The following is an 18,531-nucleotide window of genomic DNA, read 5'->3' as shown; positions in this document are numbered from 1 at the left end:
CGATCAGATCGCGAGCGCGGTCAGCTCGGCGATGCGGGCACGCAGCCGCTCCAGTTCGCCGCTCGGTACCGCCGCCGGTTCCCGGACGCCGGCGGGCACGGCGTCCGGAGGCACGGCCGTGGGGAGGATGACTTCGTCGTCGCCCAGAACGATGCCCCGATCGTTGAGCGCGGGACTGAACTTCATCAACGTCAGCCTGCTGACCGGCCCCGCGCAGAGCCGTTCGATCGCCGCCGTCAGCTCGTCCGGCTGGATGAGCGGCGCCTGCGCTCCGACCACCGCGTCGCGCTTTCCTCCGGCGGGTGCGTTGTTGAAGCAGTAGCCCAGATTCAGCACCTTGCCGGCAGCGCCGTATCGGCGTCGCACCGTCAGCGCGAAGGAGTCGAGGAACGTGCAGGCGGCCGCGTAGTTCGCCTGCTTGATGGCTTTGAGGTAGGAGTTGATCGAGGACAGGAACAGGGCGAAATCGAGTGAATCACCGCCGAACACCTCCATGCACCGGACGCTCGCGTCGACCTTGCCGCGCAGCACGTCCTCGAACTGCGCCTCGCTCATCCGGGCCAGGCTCGCTCCCGAGAACACGAGGCCCGAGTGGACGACGCCGTGCACCGCCCCGAACCGTCGTACGATCTCGTCCTTCGCGGCACGCAGGGACGCGAGGTCGGTGGCGTCGGACCGCAGATACAGCGGCGCCGGACCGTCCGCGCCGGTCGCCCGGACGATGGCGGCCTCGACCCGCGCGTCCTGCGGCCTGCGGCCGAGCCACACCACCTGGGCGCGGTAGCGGCGGATCAGGTACGCGCTGATGGCCTCGCCGAGGGCGCCCGCCCCGCCGATGATGACGTAGGTGCCGCCCTGTCGCAGCCGGGACGACGTCGGCAGGGCCGGCTGAACGGTCATCAGGCGCTGCCCGTGCCACCGGCCGTCGCGTTGGATGCGCAGGTTCCCGTCCGGGTCCGCGGGCAGGTCGAGCACCGCGGCGAGGGAGGGCGCGTCGTAGGCTTCGACGTCCGCCACCCGCACCCGCCAGTCCGGGTACTCCTTCGCCGCCGTCCCCGCCAGGCCCGCCACACCGGCGTGCGCCGGGTCGACGCCCTCGGCCTCGTGGACGGCGTGCGCCCGCTCGGTGATCAGGGTCAGGCCCAAGGCGCGATCGCCGTACCCCGCGGCCAGCAGTGCCTTCACCGTGCGGAAGGCGTGCAGCGAGCCGCTCGACTGGCCCTCGACCACGCTCGCACCGGACCGGTCCTCCACGGCGCCGGGCGCCACCCAGATCAGATGGTCGAGTTCCGGGACCGACCTGACGGACGTCTCCAGATCCTCGTGCGTACCGTCCGACGGGTCCGCGACCAGGTGCGCTCCTGGCAGGCGCGCGAGGATAACGTCCCGCGCCCGCCCCGGGGGCGCGATGACGCCGACCGATGCGGAACTCCGCGGCCACGGCGCGGATTCCGTCGGCTGGAGGGGGTCCCATACAGGTATCAGCGTGGCGACGTCGTCCGCCGGGTCCGGCGTCTGCTCGGTCCGACGGCCTGTGATGCCCCGCAGCCGCAGGCACACCGTGCCGTCGTCGGTGGCGAGGTCGATGTCGATCCGGTCCGTGCCGCGCGCGTCCTCCGCACGGCGTATCAGGGCCCACATGGTGGATGCGCCGGGGGCGAGGACTTCGGCCGACCTGATGCTGAACACCAGCCCGACCCGGTCGTCGCCGTCGAGCAGGCGCATGCACTGCATCGCCGAGTCCACCAGCGCCGGGTGCGGGCCGGGGCCGTCCATCGTTCCTGACGCCGTGCCGGGCAGGCGCAGTTCGGCGAGCACCGCGTCGTCTCCGCGGTGCACCGCCACGACCCCCTGGAACATGGGTCCGTAGGCGATGCCGCGCTCCCGCCACCCGGCGTAGAACCGGAGGGGGTCGAAGGCCGTGGACCGGAGATCCCGGCGCAGCGCGGGCAGATCGAGCGCCTGCGCGGACGTCGGTTCCGCGGCGGAGACCTCGCCCTGGCAGTGGAGAACGGGCTCGTCTCCGGCCGGCTCCGTGGAGGCCACCGTGAAGCGGGTGACGTCGCCGTCCGCGCGAAGATCCACCCGCAGTGCGCGCGGCTCCCCCGAGACCGAGAGGGGGCGCAGGAAGACGATGTCGCGCAAGCGGACCGGGTCGCTCGCGGTCCGCCCCGCCGCTGCCGCGGCCCACCGCAGGTACATGGCCCCCGGCGCGATCCCGGTTCCCCGCACCTGGTGTTCACGAAGGTAGAACTCGTCGCCGGTGAGGACTTCCCCGTCGCGGCGCGGCCCATCGTCCGCCGCCGCGCGGATCGGCAGCGCGTAGCGTTCCCCCGCGAAGGGGTAGCCGGGCAGCGGAACACGGCGGTAGCGGCGGTCGCGGAACAACGCGGCGAAATCCGGTGCCCCTCCGTCGAGGAACTGCTGGGCGAGCGCCCGCAGCCGGGAGTCCGCGCTCTGCGCCGGAATGTCCTGCCCGGAGAGCCAGGCGGTGCACCGGTTCTCCAGTTCCGCGAGGTCCCGGACCACCCCCGCCCATCGATGCCGCAGGTGCTTGCGCCCGAGCAGAAGGGTGTGGCTCACGTCGCCGGCATCGAGGTCCGGGTGCTCACGGCAGTGGCGCGCGAGTCGGACGATCTGTTCACGCAAGGCGTGCTCCGTCGCGGCGGACAGCACGATCAACCGGTCCCCGTCCTGCCCGGTCGGCGGCGGTGTGGGCGGCTTCGACGGCTGCTCGATGACGGCATGGGCGTTGGTTCCGCTCGCGCCGAGCGACGTGACCGCGGCGCGCCGCCTGCCGCCCTCGGGCACGGCCCACCGCCTCGGCTCGGTGTGCACGAAGAACGGGCTGCCGGCCAACGTGACACTGGCGTTGGTCGTGGTGTGGTGGGGCAGACCGGGGATCACCTCGTGCCTCATCGCCAGCAGTGTCTTGATGACGCCGATCACGCCGGCCGCGGCCTGCGCGTGGCCGATGGAGGCTTTGGAGGAGCCGAGCGAGCAGAACCGCTCGGCGTCCGTGAAGCCGCGGAACGCGCGGTCCAGAGCCCGGAATTCCACCGGATCGCCGAGTTTGGTTCCGGTGCCGTGCGCCTCGACCAGCCCGATCCCCGCGGGGTCGATCTCGAAGTCCTGGTAGATCTGCCGGATCAGCCGTTCCTGCGAGGTCCCGTTCGGCGCGGCGATCCCGTTCGTCGTACCGTTGTGGTTGATCCCGATTCCCCGGATCACGCCGTGGATGTGGTCGCCGTCCGCCTCGGCGTCCGACAGCCGTTTGAGGATCAGCGCACCGACCCCCTCGGCGGGCACGAATCCGTCGGCCGCCTGGTCGAACGCACGGCACCGGCCCGTAGGGGAAAGCATCCCGGCCCGCGACGCGGCCAGATACAGCCGCGGCGAGTTCTGGACGTAGACCCCGCCGGCTATCGCCGTGGTGACCTCGCCCGCCCACAGCGCCTGGCATGCCAGGTAGAGGGAGACCAGCGAGCTGGAGCATGCCGTGTCGACCGCGATCGCCGGGCCGTGCAGGTCCAGGTAGTACGCGATCCGGGACGGCACGAGCGAGTTCATGTTGCCCCACAGCGCCTGGCCCGGATAGTCGGACGGCCCCGTCAGGTCCAGGTAGTCGCCCGCAGCGCAGCCCACGTAGATGCCGCACCGGTCGCGGTCGAGCGATTCGCCCGCGTGGCCCGCGTCCTCGAGCGCCCGCCACGCCTCCTGGAGGAACAGCCGCTGCTGCGGCTCCATGTAGACGGCCTCCGCACCGGAGATCCCGAAGAAGAGCGGGTCGAACTCGTCGACACCGTCCAGGAGACCGCCGTCCAGGCAGACGCTGCCCAGCGACGCGAGGTCCCAGCGGTCCACCTTCCCGACAGCGTCCCGGCCGGTGGCCAGCAGATCCCAGAACTCGCCGGTGTCCCGAGCGCCGGGGAACCGGCCGCTCATGCCGACGATCGCGACGGGTTCCCGGCCGCCGCCCGACGGCACGGTGGTCGCGGACGGCTGCGGCAGTGCGGACGGCTGGAGTACCGCGGCCGACCCGGGTACCGCGGAGGGCTCGGACACCGCCGACGGCTCGGGTACCGCGGCCGCGATGACGGCGCCTTCCTCGTCGACGACGAAACGCGTCAGCCGCCTGATCGACGGGTTCTCGAACAGCACACTCGGATCGAGGTCGGTGCCCAGCGACTCATTGAGCCGCTGCACCAGGGAGACGCCGGTGAGCGAGTCCAGTCCGTAGTCGGCGAAGGGCTTGTCGGCCGCGAGCTCCTCCGCGGTCAGCTTCAGCGTTCCGGTGAGGATCCGCTCGACGGTCGCGCGGACGTGCTCCTCGACCGAACCGGACGCGGCGGGCCGCGGATCCCGGCGCGGTACGGGCGACCCGGCGCGCGCCAGCAGTACCTGCTGGCCCAGGGCGCGGGCCGGCTCCGCGAGGAGTTCGACCGTGTCGAACCCGCACTCCCGCAGCACGTCGCGCCACGCGTCCGAGGACAGCGCCGGTCCGCCCTGGATACGCCTTCCGTCCGTGAACCGCCACCACCCGTCGAGGAGGCCGAAGGTCAGGTGCGACCACCAGTCGTTCCGGGCGAGCTCGTTGAGCACGAGGACTCCGCCGGGCCGCAGCAGTGCTCCGGCATGACGCACCGACCGCACGATGTCCCGGGTGGCGTGCAGGACGTTGTTGGCGATGACGATGTCGTAGCCGCCTGCGGCACATCCCTGTGCGCCGGGCTCCCGCTCCACGTCGAAGGTCCCGAAGGACACGTACGGCACGTGTCCGGCGAACCGCCGCTCCGCGTCGATCAGAAACGCCTTCGAGACGTCCGTGTAGCGGTACTCGGCGACGTCGCACCCCGTCAGCCGGGCGAAGACGCGCTCACTGGTGCTGCCGGTGCCCGCTCCGATCTCCAGCAGCCGGACCCCGTCGCGGCGGGCGTCCACCTCCGCGCGCACCGCGCAGGCCGTCACGTCGTTGAAGTAGTCGGCCGTCGCGTTCCCCCGGTACGCCGGTTCGACCAGCTCGAACGAGCCACCGGGGAACATGACCGCCGTGGCCTTCGTCCGCCCGGAGAGGATCGCGGGCAACGCCTCCGCCATGCGCTCGGTCAGGGCGGTCTTGGCCGCCAGCTCCGGATCCCCGGCTCGGGCGTCCTTCCACGCACGCCAGGTACGCCACGCCTGTTCGAGGCCCGGCGCACTCTTCACGGGCGCCACGAACTCGCCCTCACACACGAGCTCTCCGTGGCTCAGCAGCACGGTCACCGTGTGGTCGAGCCACCGGGCGAGGGACGGCGTGATCCGCTGCCCGATCAGATCGCGTCGAACGGGCGCGTCGAAGAGTCCCGCCGCCACGAGCTGTGCGAGCACGAGCGGGCGCGAGAGGCGGTCCAGCTCGTCCGTGGCGGACGCGCGACCGGACAGGAACGTCTCGACGCTCTCGGGCTCGGCCGCGGCCACGAGCAACGATGCCGCGTCGAGCGGGTCGGCCGTCGGGGGGACCGACACCGGCTCCGGAGCGGGCCAGAACCGTTTCGCAGCGAACGGATACGTGGGCAGGCTCACCCGCACCGGCGGGTTCGCGCCGTGGCAGATCCGCCACTCGACATCGATGCCGTTGACCCACAGAGGCGCGATCTTGTCCCACTCCCCGCGTTCGAGCCACCCGGCGACCAGGTCCCGCAGCTCGCCGGGGTGGTCGAAGAGGCCGAGCAGCGTGTCCTCGGGCCGGCGGGCCGTACCTTCGAACACCATTCCGCTCGCGCCGTGCCCGACGTAGTCCCGCAGGGTCGTGATCAGCCCGTCGACGTCATGGGCGACGAACACCACGCGTTCGGCCATCGCCCGCCGCCCGACCTGCAGCGTGTACGCGAGCGACGCCAGGTCGCCGTGCGCGTCCCGGTATCCCGGCAGGAACTCCAGGAGTTGGCGTACGAGGACGCCGAGCCGCTCCCCGTCGCGGGCCGAGAGCACCACCGCCTGGGGTCCGGGGCGGCGGGCGGCTCGCGCACCCGTCGGCGCCTGCTCCAGTACCGCGTGCGCGTTGGTGCCGCCGATCCCGAAGGAGCTCAATCCCGCCCGCGCGGGCTCGTCGCCGTCCAGCGGCAGATTCCGGTCGGCCACGAAGAACGGCGACTCGTCCCAGTCGATCTCCGAGCTCGGCACGTCGCAGTGCAGGGTCCGCGGAACCTCTCCGTGCCGCAGGGCCAGGGCCACCTTGATGAGGCCGGCGATCCCCGCGGCCGCGTCCAGATGGCCGATGTTGCTCTTGACCGAGCCGATGCCGCAGTACTGGCTGCGTGCCGTGTGGTCGCGGTACGCCTCGGTCAGGGCCGCGACCTCGATGGGATCGCCGAGCCTCGTGCCCGTGCCGTGCGCTTCGACGTAACTGATCGTCGACGGGTCCGTGCCCGCCTTGTCCAGCGCCTTGCGGATCACCTCGGCCTGACCGCGCACACCGGGAGCGTAGAACCCCGCCTTGTCGCCGCCGTCGTTGTTCACCGCGATGCCGCGGATCAGGCAGTAGATGTGATCGCCGGCGGCGATCGCCTCACCGGCGCGCTTGAGAACGACCACCCCGACGCCTTCGCCTCCGGACATCCCGTCGGCGCCGTCGGCGAACGCGCGGCTGCGGCCGTCGCTCGAGAAGTTCAGGCCGGGCTGGTGCACGTATCCCAGGTCCCCCGCGGAGAACAGGCTGGCCGCGCCGACGATCGCCTGGTCCACGTCGCGGGCCAGGAGTCCCTGACAGGCGACGTGCACCGCGCTCAGCGCCGAGGAGCAGTTGGTGCTCACCGCCATGCTGGGGCCACGCAGCCCCAGCTTCGTGGAAATCATCGTGGGCACCGTGCCGCCCTGGGCGAACAGCCAGGCGGCGTAGGTCTCCGAGTTCGCCAGGATCCGCGGACCCGACGCGTTCGCCATCAGTGCCGGGAGCAGGGCCTGGTAGAAGTTCGAGCTCGTGGCCGTGGTGACGCTGGTCGCGGGCACGTCCTCCGGGCGGTAACCGGCGTCCTCCAGCGCCTGCCACGCGTGCTGCAACAGCAAGCGCGCCTGCGGGTCCATGAACTCGGCGTCGCGGGGGGAGATGTCGAAGAACGCCGCGTCGAAATCCGCCCTGCCGTCCACGACCGCCCGCTGCGGCACGTATCCGGGTCGGGTGATCAGCTCCTCCGGCACTCCGAGCGTGCGCAGTTCCTCGACCGACCACGACGTGCCGCCGCTGCGTCCTTCCACGAGCGCGGACCAGAACGCGCGGTGGTCCATGGCCCCCGGGAACCGGCAGGAGATGCCGATCACCGCGATCGCGTCATCGAGCGAGGCGTCGTCGGCCGCCGGAGTGGCGTGGGGCGGCTCGGGGTGCTCCCCGGGCTCGGCCGACCGCGCCGCTGCTGCCTGTTCAGCGGGCAGCAGCCCTGTCAGGTGGCGGGCCATCGCCGCGACGGACGGGTGCGCGAAGACGCTGGTGGGTCGCAACGAGCAGCCGAACTCGCGGTTGATCCGCTCCACCGCTTCGATGGCCGCGAACGAGTCTCCGCCGATGTCGAAGAAGCCCGCGGCACGATCGATGTCACGCGAGTCGAGCACCTCTTCGAAAATCCCGCGCACGGTCCGCTCGAGGTCGCGTGCGGTCGCCGGGCCGCCGACGGCCGGGGGCGGCACCGTCCGGGCGGCCCCGGTCAGCTTCGCCCGGTCGACCTTGCCGTGCGCCGTGAGCGGAAAGGCGTCCAGGGCCACGAATGCGGCGGGCAGCATGTAGGCGGGGAGGGTCTTGGCGAGTTCGGCGCGCAGCCGTGTGACGTCGACCGGCGCCTCCCCGGTCCCGGTGTAGTAGGCCGTGAGCCTGTCCGTCGGGCCGACACGCTCCAGCAGGACGACGCTGCGGCCGATCTCCGGGCGGGCATCGAGCACTGCCTCGATCTCACCGGGTTCGATGCGGTGACCGCGCAGTTTGACCTGGTTGTCCATCCGGCCCAGGACGATGATCTCGCCGTTCGGCAGTCGGCGCGCGCGGTCTCCTGTCCGGTACAGCCGCCCGGGCGCGAACGGGTTGTCCAGGAAGCGTTCGGCCGTCAACTCCGGCTTACGGTGGTAGCCGAGGGCGACCCCGTCGCCGGCGATGTGGAGCTCGCCGGTCACGCCGACCGGCAGGGGGCTCAGGTTCTGGTCGAGGACGTACAGCTGGGTGTTCGGGATGGGGCTGCCGATGGTCACCGGCTCCTCACGGCTCAGCCGCTTGGCCGCCGACCAGATGGTCGTCTCCGTGGGCCCGTACAGGTTCCACGCCTCGCCGCGCGCCACGAGTTGGTCCTTCAGGCCTTCGGGAAGCGCCTCGCCGCCACACAGCATCGTGACGCCCTCGGTGTTCCGCCACCCGACGCGTACCAGCATGGCCCAGGTCGCCGGAGTGGCCTGCATGAGGGTGGGCCGCCAGTCGGCGACCCTCTCCGCCAGCAACGTGGCATCGGCGGCCGTGGCCGATTCACAGACGCAGACCTGCCCGCCGGTGATCAGCGGGAGGTAGAGCTCCAGCGCGGCGATGTCGAAGCTGTGCGTGGTGAGGGCCAACAGCCGATCGTCGGACGTCACTCCCAGCGTGTCCGCCATGGCCAGCAGGAAGTTGGTCAGCGCCGCGTGCGGGACCACGACGCCTTTGGGCTTTCCCGTGCTGCCCGAGGTGTAGATGATGTAGGCGGCTGGGGAAGTCGGGGCTGGTGTGTCCGACGCACCGGCGGTCGTCTCTCCCGCCGCTGCCCCCGCGTGGGCTGCCCGGTCGTCCTCACGGTCCGTCGGGTACAGCCTCGTCCTCGGCGTCCGTGCTGCGGCCAGCCTGTCCATCACCGCCTCATGGCAGATGACGAGGTGCGCGCCGCTGTCCTCGACCATGTAGGAGAGGCGTTCGGCCGGGAGCCGGCTGTCCAGGGGCAGGTACACCGCGCCGAGCCTCATGACGGCGAGGAGGGCCACGACGAGGTCGAGTGACCGTTCGTAGCAGACCCCTACGACGTCCCCGGTGCCGACGCCCTGACGTGTCAGCGCCTGTGCCAGCGCGGAGCTTCGGTCCGCGAGTTCGCCATAGGTGAGGGTCCGCGCGCCGCAGGTGACCGCAGGGGCGTCCGGATGCGCCTCTGCCTGCTCAGCGAAGAGATCCCAGCACGTCCGATGCGTGGGGAAGTCCGCCTCGGTGCGGTTCCATGCCTCGATGACGAGACGCCGTTCCTCGTCGTCGAGCAGGTTCAGCCCGCCTGTCGGCGACCGCCCGTCCGAGTCGAGGATGCTGTCCACGAGGGTGGCGAAGTGTTCCGCCATGCCGGCGACGGCGTGATCCGAGAAGGCGTCGGGGTGATACTTCCAGTTCACCAGGAACCCGTCACCGGGGGCCACGTCCACCGTGAGGTCGTACTCACCCAGCTGGTACAGCCCGTCGACGAGTTCGAAGTCCGTCTCACCGGTGGCGCGGGCCCGCTCGCCCAGGTATCCGGAGAGAGCGGAATCCTGATAGTTGTACACGATCTGATAGAGAGGCGACCGTGGATTCGCGCTGCGGGCACCGAGATCGTCCACGATCCGGTGGAACGGGTAGGCCCCGTGTTCGAGCACGTCGAGCACCGTGGACTGTACGCGCCGGGCGAACGACGTGAACTCCTCGGCGGCGTTCGGCCTGCTCCGGAGGGGCAGCGTGTTGACGAAGCAGCCGACGACCGGGTCGAAGTGTTCCGTCGGGCGACCGGCCACCGGCATCCCGATGACGAGGTCCTCGCTTCCGGTGTACCGGTGCAGCAGAGTCAGGAAGGCCGCCAGGAAGAAGGCCCCCGGACCGATCCCGTGTGAAGCGGTGAAGGCCGCGATGGCGGCGGCCCGCTCCTTCGGCAGCCGACTGGTGAACACCTCGCCCACATGAGGCGCGTCCGGCGGCAGAGCCACCTGCGAAGGCAACCCGGTGAGGACGTCCGCCCCGGTGAGCTCGCGCACCCAGAACTCTCGGTCCTCGTCAGCGCGTTCGCCGGCGAGCATGTCCCGCTCCCACGCGACGAACTCACCGAATGAGGCGGACCCCACCTCGACCGGCACGTCCCGCCCCTCGACCCGCGCCCGGTACGAACGCAGCAGCGTGTCGATGACGAGACGCCCCGACACTCCGTCGACCACGAGGTGATGGATGACCAGCAGAACGTACGCCTCGGAGGGGGAGCGGCGCAGGACGGCCAGCCTGGTCAAGGGGGCACCGGCGAGGTCGAACGGTCGCCTCGCGCTTTCCTGTAAAAGGGTCAGCACGCGACCGGACGGCACATCGGAGATGTCCACGTGCTCGACCGAGAAGCCGTCCGCATCCCCGTGGGACAGGCGGGGACCGTCATCCGTCTCGCGCACCGTGGCCGAGAGAAGCGGGTGCCGGGAAAGCGTGTCGCGGAACGCGGCCTGAAGCGCCGCGGTGTCCACGTCGGCGAACGACAGGCACACGGGGACGTTGTACGCGTACGTCTCCGGCTCCATCTTGGCGAGCGCCCACAGGCCGCGCTGTCCTTCGGACAGAGGAATGTCCACGCGTCTGTCGAGCTCGGCCAGTGCGCCCGTCGTCGACATCTCCCCGTCGGCATACCGGCGAGCGAGCTCGCGAAGGTTCATGACGGAATCCTTCCTTCCACCCCGACCAGGCGTGACGCTGTGGCAGATGACCGCGAGCGAACACGAGGGCGCGGCCCGAGCCCGCAGGGAGCGGGCTTCCCGCCGGCTTCCGGCTCCCGCTCGAGCGCCCCGGCGACTACGACCGTTCCGTGACCACCGGGGACGACGATCGCGCCCCGGTACCGGGCCAGGCGCCGGAGCGGCTCCCGCAGCGGCACCGGCTCCCGGTACAGGGCGCCGAAGATCCTGACGCACTCCCGGCCCCGTTCCTGGCCGCAGAGTTCCGCATCGGCGAACACGGCACGGTCCATCGGTCCGCCCACGGCGTCGACGGGCCCCGAGGGGCCGGCCGAAGGCGACATCCCGGCCGGGCGCTTGAGTCCTGTGAGCAGCAGCGAACAGCGGGCGCCCACCGATGTGGCCGTCGGTGTCATGACAGTCAGTATGGCCCGCGGGCCGTTGCGTGTTCGCACGTCTGTTCCGCTGTGAGACACATCACTTATACGTTTCGACCAGCGCGGAGTGCGTGATCCGTGCCGCCGCCGCGCGCCCGCGCCGGACCGTTCCCCTCGGCCGTTCCGCCTGCCGTCCTGACGCCACCCGAGGAGGTCTGACGGGTCTACCTTCGCCGATGCCGGGCACACGGGATGCACCGCTCGGAAGGAGCAACTCCCATGCTGGGTATAGCCGCCGCTGTTCTGTTCTTCATCGCGTTCCTCATCAACGCCGCCGACATCTCGACCAACGACGTGTTCGCTTCGGGCAATGTGATGCTGCTCGGCCTCATGCTTCTCGCCCTGCACGTGGCGGGGGTGGGGGCCGGCACCCGGATCGGCGGCTCCCGCAGACGCTGAGACAGACGCGGCGGCCCGGTCGACCACGGTGGTCGGCCGGGCCGCCGCGTGTTCGGCCCTCCCCGACGCCTCCCCGCGCCGCAGGAGAACGGGACCCGTCATGGCCGTGGCGTGATGCTCTGAACACTGGTTCACTTCTTCCATGGCCTACCGCAAGACCCCGGCCGAAGTGCGCCGGCTCGAAGTCGCCCGCGAGCATCTCGTCGTCCGCGCCACGGAGGTCGTGGCCGAGCTGGGTTGGGCGCAGGCGTCGGTGACGGCCGTCGCCGACGCGGCCGGGATCGCCGCCGGTTCCGTCTACCAGCACTTCTCGTCCAAGTCCGCGCTCGCCGTGGAGGTCTTCCGGCGTGCGGCACAGCGTGAGGTGGAGGTGCTGGGCGAGGTGCTGGCGGGCGACGTCGACGCCGCCGAGCGGCTGCGCCGGGGGGTGGAGGTGTTCGCCCGCCGGGCCCTGGAGAACCACGGGCTGGCCCACGCGCTGCTCGCAGCCCCCGCCGAACCCGCGGTCGGCACGGAGCGTCTCGCCTTCCGGCGCCGCTACCGGGCGCTGTTCGCCGCGGTGATCGAGGAGGGGGTCGCCACGGGGCTGCTGCCCGATCAGGACGCGGAGATCACTGCCGCCGCCCTCACCGGCGCCGTCGGTGAGGTCCTCGTGTATCCGCTGAGCGCCTCCGCCGCGCACGACACGGACCAGCTCGTCTCCCGTCTCACCGCCGTGGCCCTGCGCTGCGCGGGCGCGGCTCCCTGACCCGTACCGCGTCCGCGTGCCCCGCGTCCTTCCACCCGCCGACCCGCCGTCCCGGAGGAGATCCGATGACCACGTCCGACACACCGCGCAGCAAACCGGCCGCGGTGACGCACGAGGTGACGAACCAGCCGCCTCCGCTCGTCGGTCACGACGCCGCCGACGACGCGGTGCTGCTCGAAGGGGTATGCCGCGAGGGCGCCGGCTGGCACGTGGACGAACTGCACCGCTTCGGCCGGTACGTCGGCAGCGAGGAGGCTCAGCACCGGGCCGACCAGGCCAATCGTCACGAGCCGGAGCTGCGCACTCATGACCGCTTCGGCCACCGGGTCGACGAGGTCGAGTTCCACCCCGCCTACCACGCGTTGATGGACGCGTCGGTCGGAGCCGGGCTCGCGGGCTCGGCCTGGGCCGACGAACGCCCCGGAGCCCATGTCGCCCGCGCGGGCGGCTTCATGCTGGCCACGATGCTGGAGCAGGGACACCTGTGCCCGGTCTCCATGACGTACGCCGTCGTCCCGGCGCTGCGCCGCTCCCCCGACCTCGCCCGGACGTACGAGCCGCTGCTGACCAGCCGGGTGTACGAGCCGGGCCTGCGGACGCCCACCGCCAAGCGGGGCCTGCTCGCCGGTATGGGCATGACGGAGAAGCAGGGCGGCACCGATGTGCGCGCCAACACCACGACCGCCGTCGAGCAGGCCGACGGCACGTGGCGGCTGCGCGGACACAAGTGGTTCACCAGTGCGCCGATGAACGACCTCTTCCTGGTGCTGGCTCAGTCGCCGGGCGGCCTGTCGTGCTTCCTGGTGCCGCGCGTGCTGCCCGACGGCAGCCGTAACACCTTCCGCATCCAGCGGCTCAAGGACAAGCTCGGCAATCGCTCCAACGCCTCCAGCGAGCCCGAGTTCGACGACACCGTGGCCTGGCTCGTCGGCGACGAGGGCAGGGGGGTGCGCACCATCATCGACATGGTGACGATGACCCGGCTCGACTGCGTGCTCGGTTCCGCCGCCGGTATCCGTGCCGCGCTCGCCCAGGCGGTCCACCATGCCCGTCACCGCTCGGTGTTCGGCGCCCTGCTCATCGGTCAGCCGCTGATGCGCAACGTACTGGCGGATCTGTCGCTGGAGTCGGAGGCGGCCACGACCCTGGCCCTGCGTCTGGCGGGGGCCGCCGACCGGGCGCACCGGGGCGACGCCGGGGAGCGCGCCTTCCTTCGTCTGGCCACCGCGATCGGCAAGTACTGGGTGTGCAAGCGGCAGCCCGTGGCGGTGGCGGAGGCTCTGGAGTGCCTGGGCGGCAACGGCTACGACGAGGCCTCCGGCATGCCCCGGCTCTACCGCGAGGCCCCGCTCAACGGCATCTGGGAGGGCTCCGGCAACGTCAACGCCCTCGACATGCTGCGGGCGTTGACGCGGGAGCCCGAATCGTTCGAAGCGCTGCGCGTCGAGATCGAGGCCGCCGCCGGGGCGGACGCCCGCCTCGACACGGCCTGGCGGGAGCTGCGGGCGGAGCTGAACCGCCCCGAGGACGCCCAGCTGCGGGCCCGCCGGGTCGTCGAGCGGGCCGCTCTCGTCCTGCAGGGCTCGCTCCTGGTGCGCCACGCGCCGGACGCGGTGGCCGACGCGTTCTGCGCTTCCCGTCTCGCCGGGGACCAGGGTCTCGCCTTCGGCACCCTTCCCACGGGCACGGACTTCGCCGCTCTGCTGGGGCGGCTTCCGGTCTGACCGAAGCGGTCGGCGGTGCGGGCGAGCGGGTGCCGTCGCCTCCGCGCCCGTGGCCCATGTTCGCGGCCGGGTGCGGCGCCCTGTTCAGGTGGCGTGCCGGCCGCCCGGGTCCGGGCGCCGTCCCGCGACGCCGCGCTCGTCCAGGTAAGCGTCCAGCGCGGCCGCCCCGGCCAGCAGCGCGCGCCCCCGTGCGGCCAGTCGGGCATGCCAGTCGCGCAGGTCGGCGGCCAGCGGCTCCGTGCCACCGGCTGCCCGCACGCGGGCGACCATCGAGGCGATCTGTTCCAACCGGTGGCCCCCACGCCTGAGTTGGTGGGCCAGCTGCGCGTCCCGTACGTCGGCCCCGTCGTACACCCGGTACCCGGTGCGCGGGTCGCGGCGCGGGGTCACGACCCCGGCACGCTCCCACTTCCGGAGGGTGGCCGGCCTGATCCCGAGCTTCGCCGCCAGCGGTCCCACGAACACCCCGCCGGCCTCCGGGCCGGGACCGGGCCGCGAGCCGGGGCCCGGATCCGAGCCGGGACCCGAACCGGAGGCGGCGCGAGGGTCGGGGCCCGAACCGGGGCCACGCGCACCGCCGGCCGGGGGCGAGGCGCCGGGCTTCAGATCGCGCAGGGCGTCCTCGACGGCTCGCAGGGTCCGCCGGTCCTCCAGGAGCTGGGCGTGGCTCTCGTCGATGAGCCGGAACGCCTCCTCCGGTTCGTCGTGGTTCACCGCCCGCATGATCGACGTCGCGGTCGCGTGCCCATGGCCGGGGAGCAACGCCAGGAACGCCGTGAGGGCATGCGCGTGCAGGGGCGTGTAGGTGCGGTAGCCGTGGGGCGTGCGCCCGGCGTCCGGCAGGATCCCCGCCGCCTCGTAGTTCCGGACGGCCTGCGTCGACAAGCCGTGCCGACGAGCCAGATCGACGGGTCGGAGGCGTCCGGTCGTTTGAGGGTTTTTCCCCATGTCGGTGAGCCTATCGCGGAAAAGTCTCCACCGAAGGTTCAACGATACGGTTGAAGCCATGGCCAACGACATCAGGGACATCGCCCATGCCGTCGAGGCGGCCTCCGTCATGGAGCTGTTCGCCTCCCCACCCCGCGTGCTGACCCTCGGCGAGCCCACCCACGGGGTGGACGCCCCACTCCGGCTGCGCAACACCCTCTTCCGGCACCTGGTCGAGCAGGAGGGCTACCGGACCGTCGCCGTCGAGAGCGACTGCATGGCGGGCATGCTCGTGGACGCCTACGTGACGACGGGCGCCGGCAGCCTCGACGAAGCGCTGGGGCGCGGGTTCAGCCACGGTCTCGGGGCTTCCCCCGCCAACCGTGAACTGGTGCGCTGGATGCGTGCGTTCAACGACGGGCGGCCCGCGTCCGACCAGGTCCGGTTCGCCGGCCTCGACGGCCCGCTGGAGATGGCCTGCGCCGCGAGCCCGCGGGAGACTCTCACCGCACTCCACCGCTGCCTCGCGGACCATGTGGACACGGACCTGCTCCCCTGCACCGCCGTTACGCTGGACCGCCTGCTCGGTCCCGACGACCGGTGGACCGACCCCGCCGCGATGCTGAATCCGGCCGCCTCCTGCGGCCGGTCCGCCGAAGCACGGGAACTGCGGTTGCTCGCCGACGACCTGGGGGCGCTGTTCGACGCGTGGACGCCCCACCTGGTCACCGTGCTCCCGCCGGAGGCGTACGACCGGGTGCGCCTGTGCGCGCGGACCGCCATCGGCCTGCTCCGGTACCACCACGGGATGGCCGACCCCTCGCCGAGCCGGCTGGCCCGGCTGTCGGGTCTGCGGGACCAGATGATGGCGGACCGCCTCCTCGCGCTCGCGGAGCGCGGGCCGGTTCTGGTGCACGCCCACAACAGCCATCTCCAGCGGGACATCAGCTCGATGCGGATGGGCGGTCTGCCGCTGGAGTGGTGGAGCGCGGGCTCCCTCGTGAACGCCCGGCTGGGCGAGGAGTACGGGTTCCTGGCCACCGCCTTCGGCACGCTGCGGCACCAGGGGGTCGAGTCGCCCCCGGCGGACACCCTGGAGGGAGCCCTGTACGCGCACGGGGCGGAGACCTGCCTGGTGGACGCCTCCGGGCTGGCCGCCGCCCTCGGTTCTCCGGGCCCCCGACGGCGTACGTCCCCGTACTTCGGCTACGCCCCGCTCGACCCGGCGCAGCTGGCCCGTATCGACGGAGTCGTGTTCATGAGGGACGTCCCGGAGCACTGAGAACGTGCCGGAGCGCCGAGGACGGTTCGACGAGGGCGAGGCCGGCGCCGATGCGGGCTGGTGCCGGTCCCGTCGGGGGCACCGCTCGTCCGACACGGCCCGCACGGCCGGACGGAGGAACCCGCACCCGGTCAGGAATACTCCCGCCGGTCCGTTGTTGATCACACCATGACTTCTGAGATTTCCGGTACGGGCAGGACCTTCGGACGCGTCGGGATCTGGAGCGGCGCGCTGCACGCGTCGCGGGTGGACGACGCGGGCAGGAAGGCGATCACGGAGGCGCTCGCCGAGCTCGACGCGCTGGGGTACGGCACCGTCTGGATCGGGGGCAGTCCGACGCCCGGGGACGCCGCCGCCGTCGTGGCCGCCACCCGTTCGATCACGGTGGCCACCGGCATCCTGAGCATCTGGAACCACACGGCGGAGGAAGTGGCGGCCGCCGTCTCGGCCATCGATCCGGGCGAACGCCGCCGCTTCGTGCTCGGCCTCGGGGTCAGCCACGGCCCGATGGTGCCGCAGTACGCGAAGCCGTACAGCGCGATGGTGGGGTACCTCGACGCGCTCGACGCCGCCGAACCGTCCGTCGGCGCGGGCCACCGGGTCCTGGCGGCCCTCGGCCCGAAGATGCTCGGGCTCGCGGCCGACCGGGCGCTCGGGGCACACCCCTACCTCGTCACCACCGAGCACACCGCCGAGGCCCGCGAGGCGCTCGGCCCCGACGCGGTGCTCGCCCCCGAGCTGACGGTGGTGCTCGACACCGACCTCGACCGGGCCCGCAGCACCGCGCGGACGATGCTGGACAGGTATCTCCAACTGCCCAACTACACCGCCAACCTGCTGCGTCTGGGGTTCACCGAGGACGACTTCGAGGGGGGCGGCAGCGTCCGGCTGCTGGACGCGCTCTTCGCCCTGGGCGACGCCGAGCAGGTGGTCGGCCGCGCCGGGGAGTACCTGGACGCCGGGGCGGACCACGTCGCGTTGCAGGTGCTCACCGCCGAGGAGGGCGGCGGGGGCCTGCCGCGTACCGAATGGCGCGCGCTGGCCGAGGCGTTCGGCGACGGGCTCTGAGGCACCTCCCCCACGCCCGTTCCGCCGGAGCCGGCCTCCCCGTCCGCGTCCCGGTCCGCCCGCTCGTCGCGCCGCGGACCGGGACGCCTGTGTGCCGCCCCGTGTCCGCCGCGGCGCACGCCGGTCTCCGCCTCTCCCAGCCCTCCCGAGCCTGCCTTCCGGCAGTGCGGACGCCAAGACTCCGCACTTCGGGCTCCATTCGGGCGGTCCGCAATCCCAATCGGGCGGTCCGAGCGCCCGGATCGGAAGCCGAACCGGGCGTGACCAGCACCGCAACCGTCGGCGAAGCGGGCACGAACGGGCCGAGGGGACGGGGCGAAGTGACTGGTCGCGGCCCCGGAACTGCTTGTACAAACGACACACGAGCCCGAACGGCCATACGGGTTCTGCCCGTAACGGGCCCAGCAGCGACCAGGGAAGTTCACGGTGGACACCGAAGAACGCCGTCGGGGAATTCTGGACACCGCCCGGCGGGACGGGGTGGTCGGTGTGAACGCCCTCGCGGACCGGTTCAAGGTGGCCAAGGAGACCGTCCGCCGCGATCTGCACGTCCTGGAGGAGCACGGGCTCGTCCGCCGGACCCACGGCGGCGCCTGTCCGGTGGAGTCGGCAGGCTTCGAGACGACGCTCGCGGTCCGCACCACACGCAACGTCCCCCAGAAGTCACGGATCGCGGCCGCCGCCGATCTGCTCGGTGACGCCGAGACGGTCTTCGTCGACGAGGGCTTCACCCCGCAACTCGTGGCGGAGGCGCTTCCGCAGGACCGCCCGCTGACCGTGGTCACCGCGTCCCTGCCCGTCGCCACCTCCCTCGCCGGGGTCGAGAACACCTCGGTACTCCTGCTGGGCGGCCGGGTACGGGGTTCGACGATGGCGACCGTCGACCACTGGGCCTCCCGGATGCTCGCGGGCTTCGTCATCGACCTCGCGTATCTCGGCGCCAACGGCATCTCCCGCGAGTACGGCCTCACCACCCCGGATCCCGCGGTCGCCGAGGTGAAGGCGCAGGCGCTGCGCAGCTCCCGGCGGAGGGTCTTCGTCGGCATCCACAGCAAGTTCGGGGCGGTGAGCTTCTGTCGGTTCGCCGGAGTGGCCGACTTCGAGGCGATCGTCACCGACGCCGGGCTCCCTTCGGCCGAGGCCCAGCGCTACTCCCTCCTCGGACCCCAGGTCATCCGCGTCTGACCGACCCCGCCGGCCGCCGCCTCCGCCCGTACCCGCCGACGCACCGCACCACCCGCACTCCCCCACCCGCCGGGGCGTGGTTCGCCCTGCCCCGCGGCCCGGTCACCGCCCGCCACGACT

General features: G+C 72.1%; 8 protein-coding genes. 6 read left to right on the top strand and 2 right to left on the bottom strand.

What is annotated here, in order from left to right; genetic code table 11:
• Positions 1 to 3 precede the first annotated feature (3 nt).
• Complete coding sequence (locus QFZ71_RS29515) at positions 4 to 10,623, bottom strand: non-ribosomal peptide synthetase (RefSeq protein ID WP_307671203.1); 10,620 nt, start codon at positions 10,621 to 10,623, stop codon at positions 4 to 6.
• Between the two features lie 674 nt (positions 10,624 to 11,297).
• On the opposite strand from QFZ71_RS29515, the gene QFZ71_RS29510 reads away from it, so the two are divergent.
• The 3 genes from QFZ71_RS29510 (at position 11,298) to QFZ71_RS29500 (ending at position 13,949) form a co-directional block, all read left to right on the top strand.
• Positions 11,298 to 11,477: a hypothetical protein gene (locus QFZ71_RS29510; protein WP_030118564.1), complete on the top strand. Its 180-nt coding sequence runs from the start codon at positions 11,298 to 11,300 to the stop codon at positions 11,475 to 11,477.
• 142 nt (positions 11,478 to 11,619) lie between these two features.
• On the top strand, positions 11,620 to 12,225 hold the full coding sequence (locus tag QFZ71_RS29505; protein WP_307671202.1) for a TetR/AcrR family transcriptional regulator: 606 nt from the start codon (positions 11,620 to 11,622) through the stop codon (positions 12,223 to 12,225).
• A 65-nt stretch (positions 12,226 to 12,290) separates the two neighbouring features.
• Positions 12,291 to 13,949 carry an acyl-CoA dehydrogenase family protein gene (locus QFZ71_RS29500; protein WP_307671201.1) on the top strand — a complete coding sequence of 553 codons (1,659 nt, stop codon included), beginning with the start codon at positions 12,291 to 12,293 and terminating at the stop codon, positions 13,947 to 13,949.
• 84 nt (positions 13,950 to 14,033) lie between these two features.
• Here the strand turns inward: QFZ71_RS29500 and QFZ71_RS29495 are convergent, their stop codons facing one another.
• On the bottom strand, positions 14,034 to 14,897 hold the full coding sequence (locus QFZ71_RS29495) for a MerR family transcriptional regulator (RefSeq protein WP_307671200.1): 864 nt from the start codon (positions 14,895 to 14,897) through the stop codon (positions 14,034 to 14,036).
• A 58-nt stretch (positions 14,898 to 14,955) separates the two neighbouring features.
• On the opposite strand from QFZ71_RS29495, the gene QFZ71_RS29490 reads away from it, so the two are divergent.
• The 3 genes from QFZ71_RS29490 to QFZ71_RS29480 all read left to right on the top strand — a co-directional run bounded on the left by QFZ71_RS29490 (position 14,956) and on the right by QFZ71_RS29480 (position 18,411).
• Positions 14,956 to 16,158, top strand: a complete 1,203-nt coding sequence (locus QFZ71_RS29490; RefSeq protein ID WP_307671199.1) for an erythromycin esterase family protein — start codon at positions 14,956 to 14,958, stop codon at positions 16,156 to 16,158.
• 168 nt (positions 16,159 to 16,326) lie between these two features.
• Positions 16,327 to 17,226, top strand: coding sequence for an LLM class F420-dependent oxidoreductase (locus QFZ71_RS29485; RefSeq protein ID WP_307671198.1), 900 nt, complete (start codon positions 16,327 to 16,329; stop codon positions 17,224 to 17,226).
• A gap of 426 nt (positions 17,227 to 17,652) precedes the next feature.
• Positions 17,653 to 18,411 (top strand): DeoR/GlpR family DNA-binding transcription regulator, encoded by a 759-nt coding sequence (locus QFZ71_RS29480; protein WP_307671197.1) that lies wholly within the window; start codon positions 17,653 to 17,655, stop codon positions 18,409 to 18,411.
• Positions 18,412 to 18,531: the final 120 nt, after the last annotated feature.

This window comes from Streptomyces sp. V2I9 (genome assembly GCF_030817475.1).
GTDB lineage: Bacteria > Actinomycetota > Actinomycetes > Streptomycetales > Streptomycetaceae > Streptomyces.
This window is presented reverse-complemented; position numbering and strand designations above follow the sequence as displayed.

Bases quoted from the DNA above. Each gene is read 5' to 3' on its own strand.
- QFZ71_RS29505 (WP_307671202.1), top strand. From the start codon at position 11,620: ATGGCCTACCGCAAGACCCCGGCCGAAGTGCGCCGGCTCGAAGTCGCC.
- QFZ71_RS29485 (WP_307671198.1), top strand. From the start codon at position 16,327: ATGACTTCTGAGATTTCCGGTACGGGCAGGACCTTCGGACGCGTCGGG.
- QFZ71_RS29515 (WP_307671203.1), bottom strand. From the start codon at position 10,623: ATGAACCTTCGCGAGCTCGCTCGCCGGTATGCCGACGGGGAGATGTCG.
- QFZ71_RS29510 (WP_030118564.1), top strand. From the start codon at position 11,298: ATGCTGGGTATAGCCGCCGCTGTTCTGTTCTTCATCGCGTTCCTCATC.
- QFZ71_RS29500 (WP_307671201.1), top strand. From the start codon at position 12,291: ATGACCACGTCCGACACACCGCGCAGCAAACCGGCCGCGGTGACGCAC.
- QFZ71_RS29495 (WP_307671200.1), bottom strand. From the start codon at position 14,897: ATGGGGAAAAACCCTCAAACGACCGGACGCCTCCGACCCGTCGATCTG.
- QFZ71_RS29490 (WP_307671199.1), top strand. From the start codon at position 14,956: ATGGCCAACGACATCAGGGACATCGCCCATGCCGTCGAGGCGGCCTCC.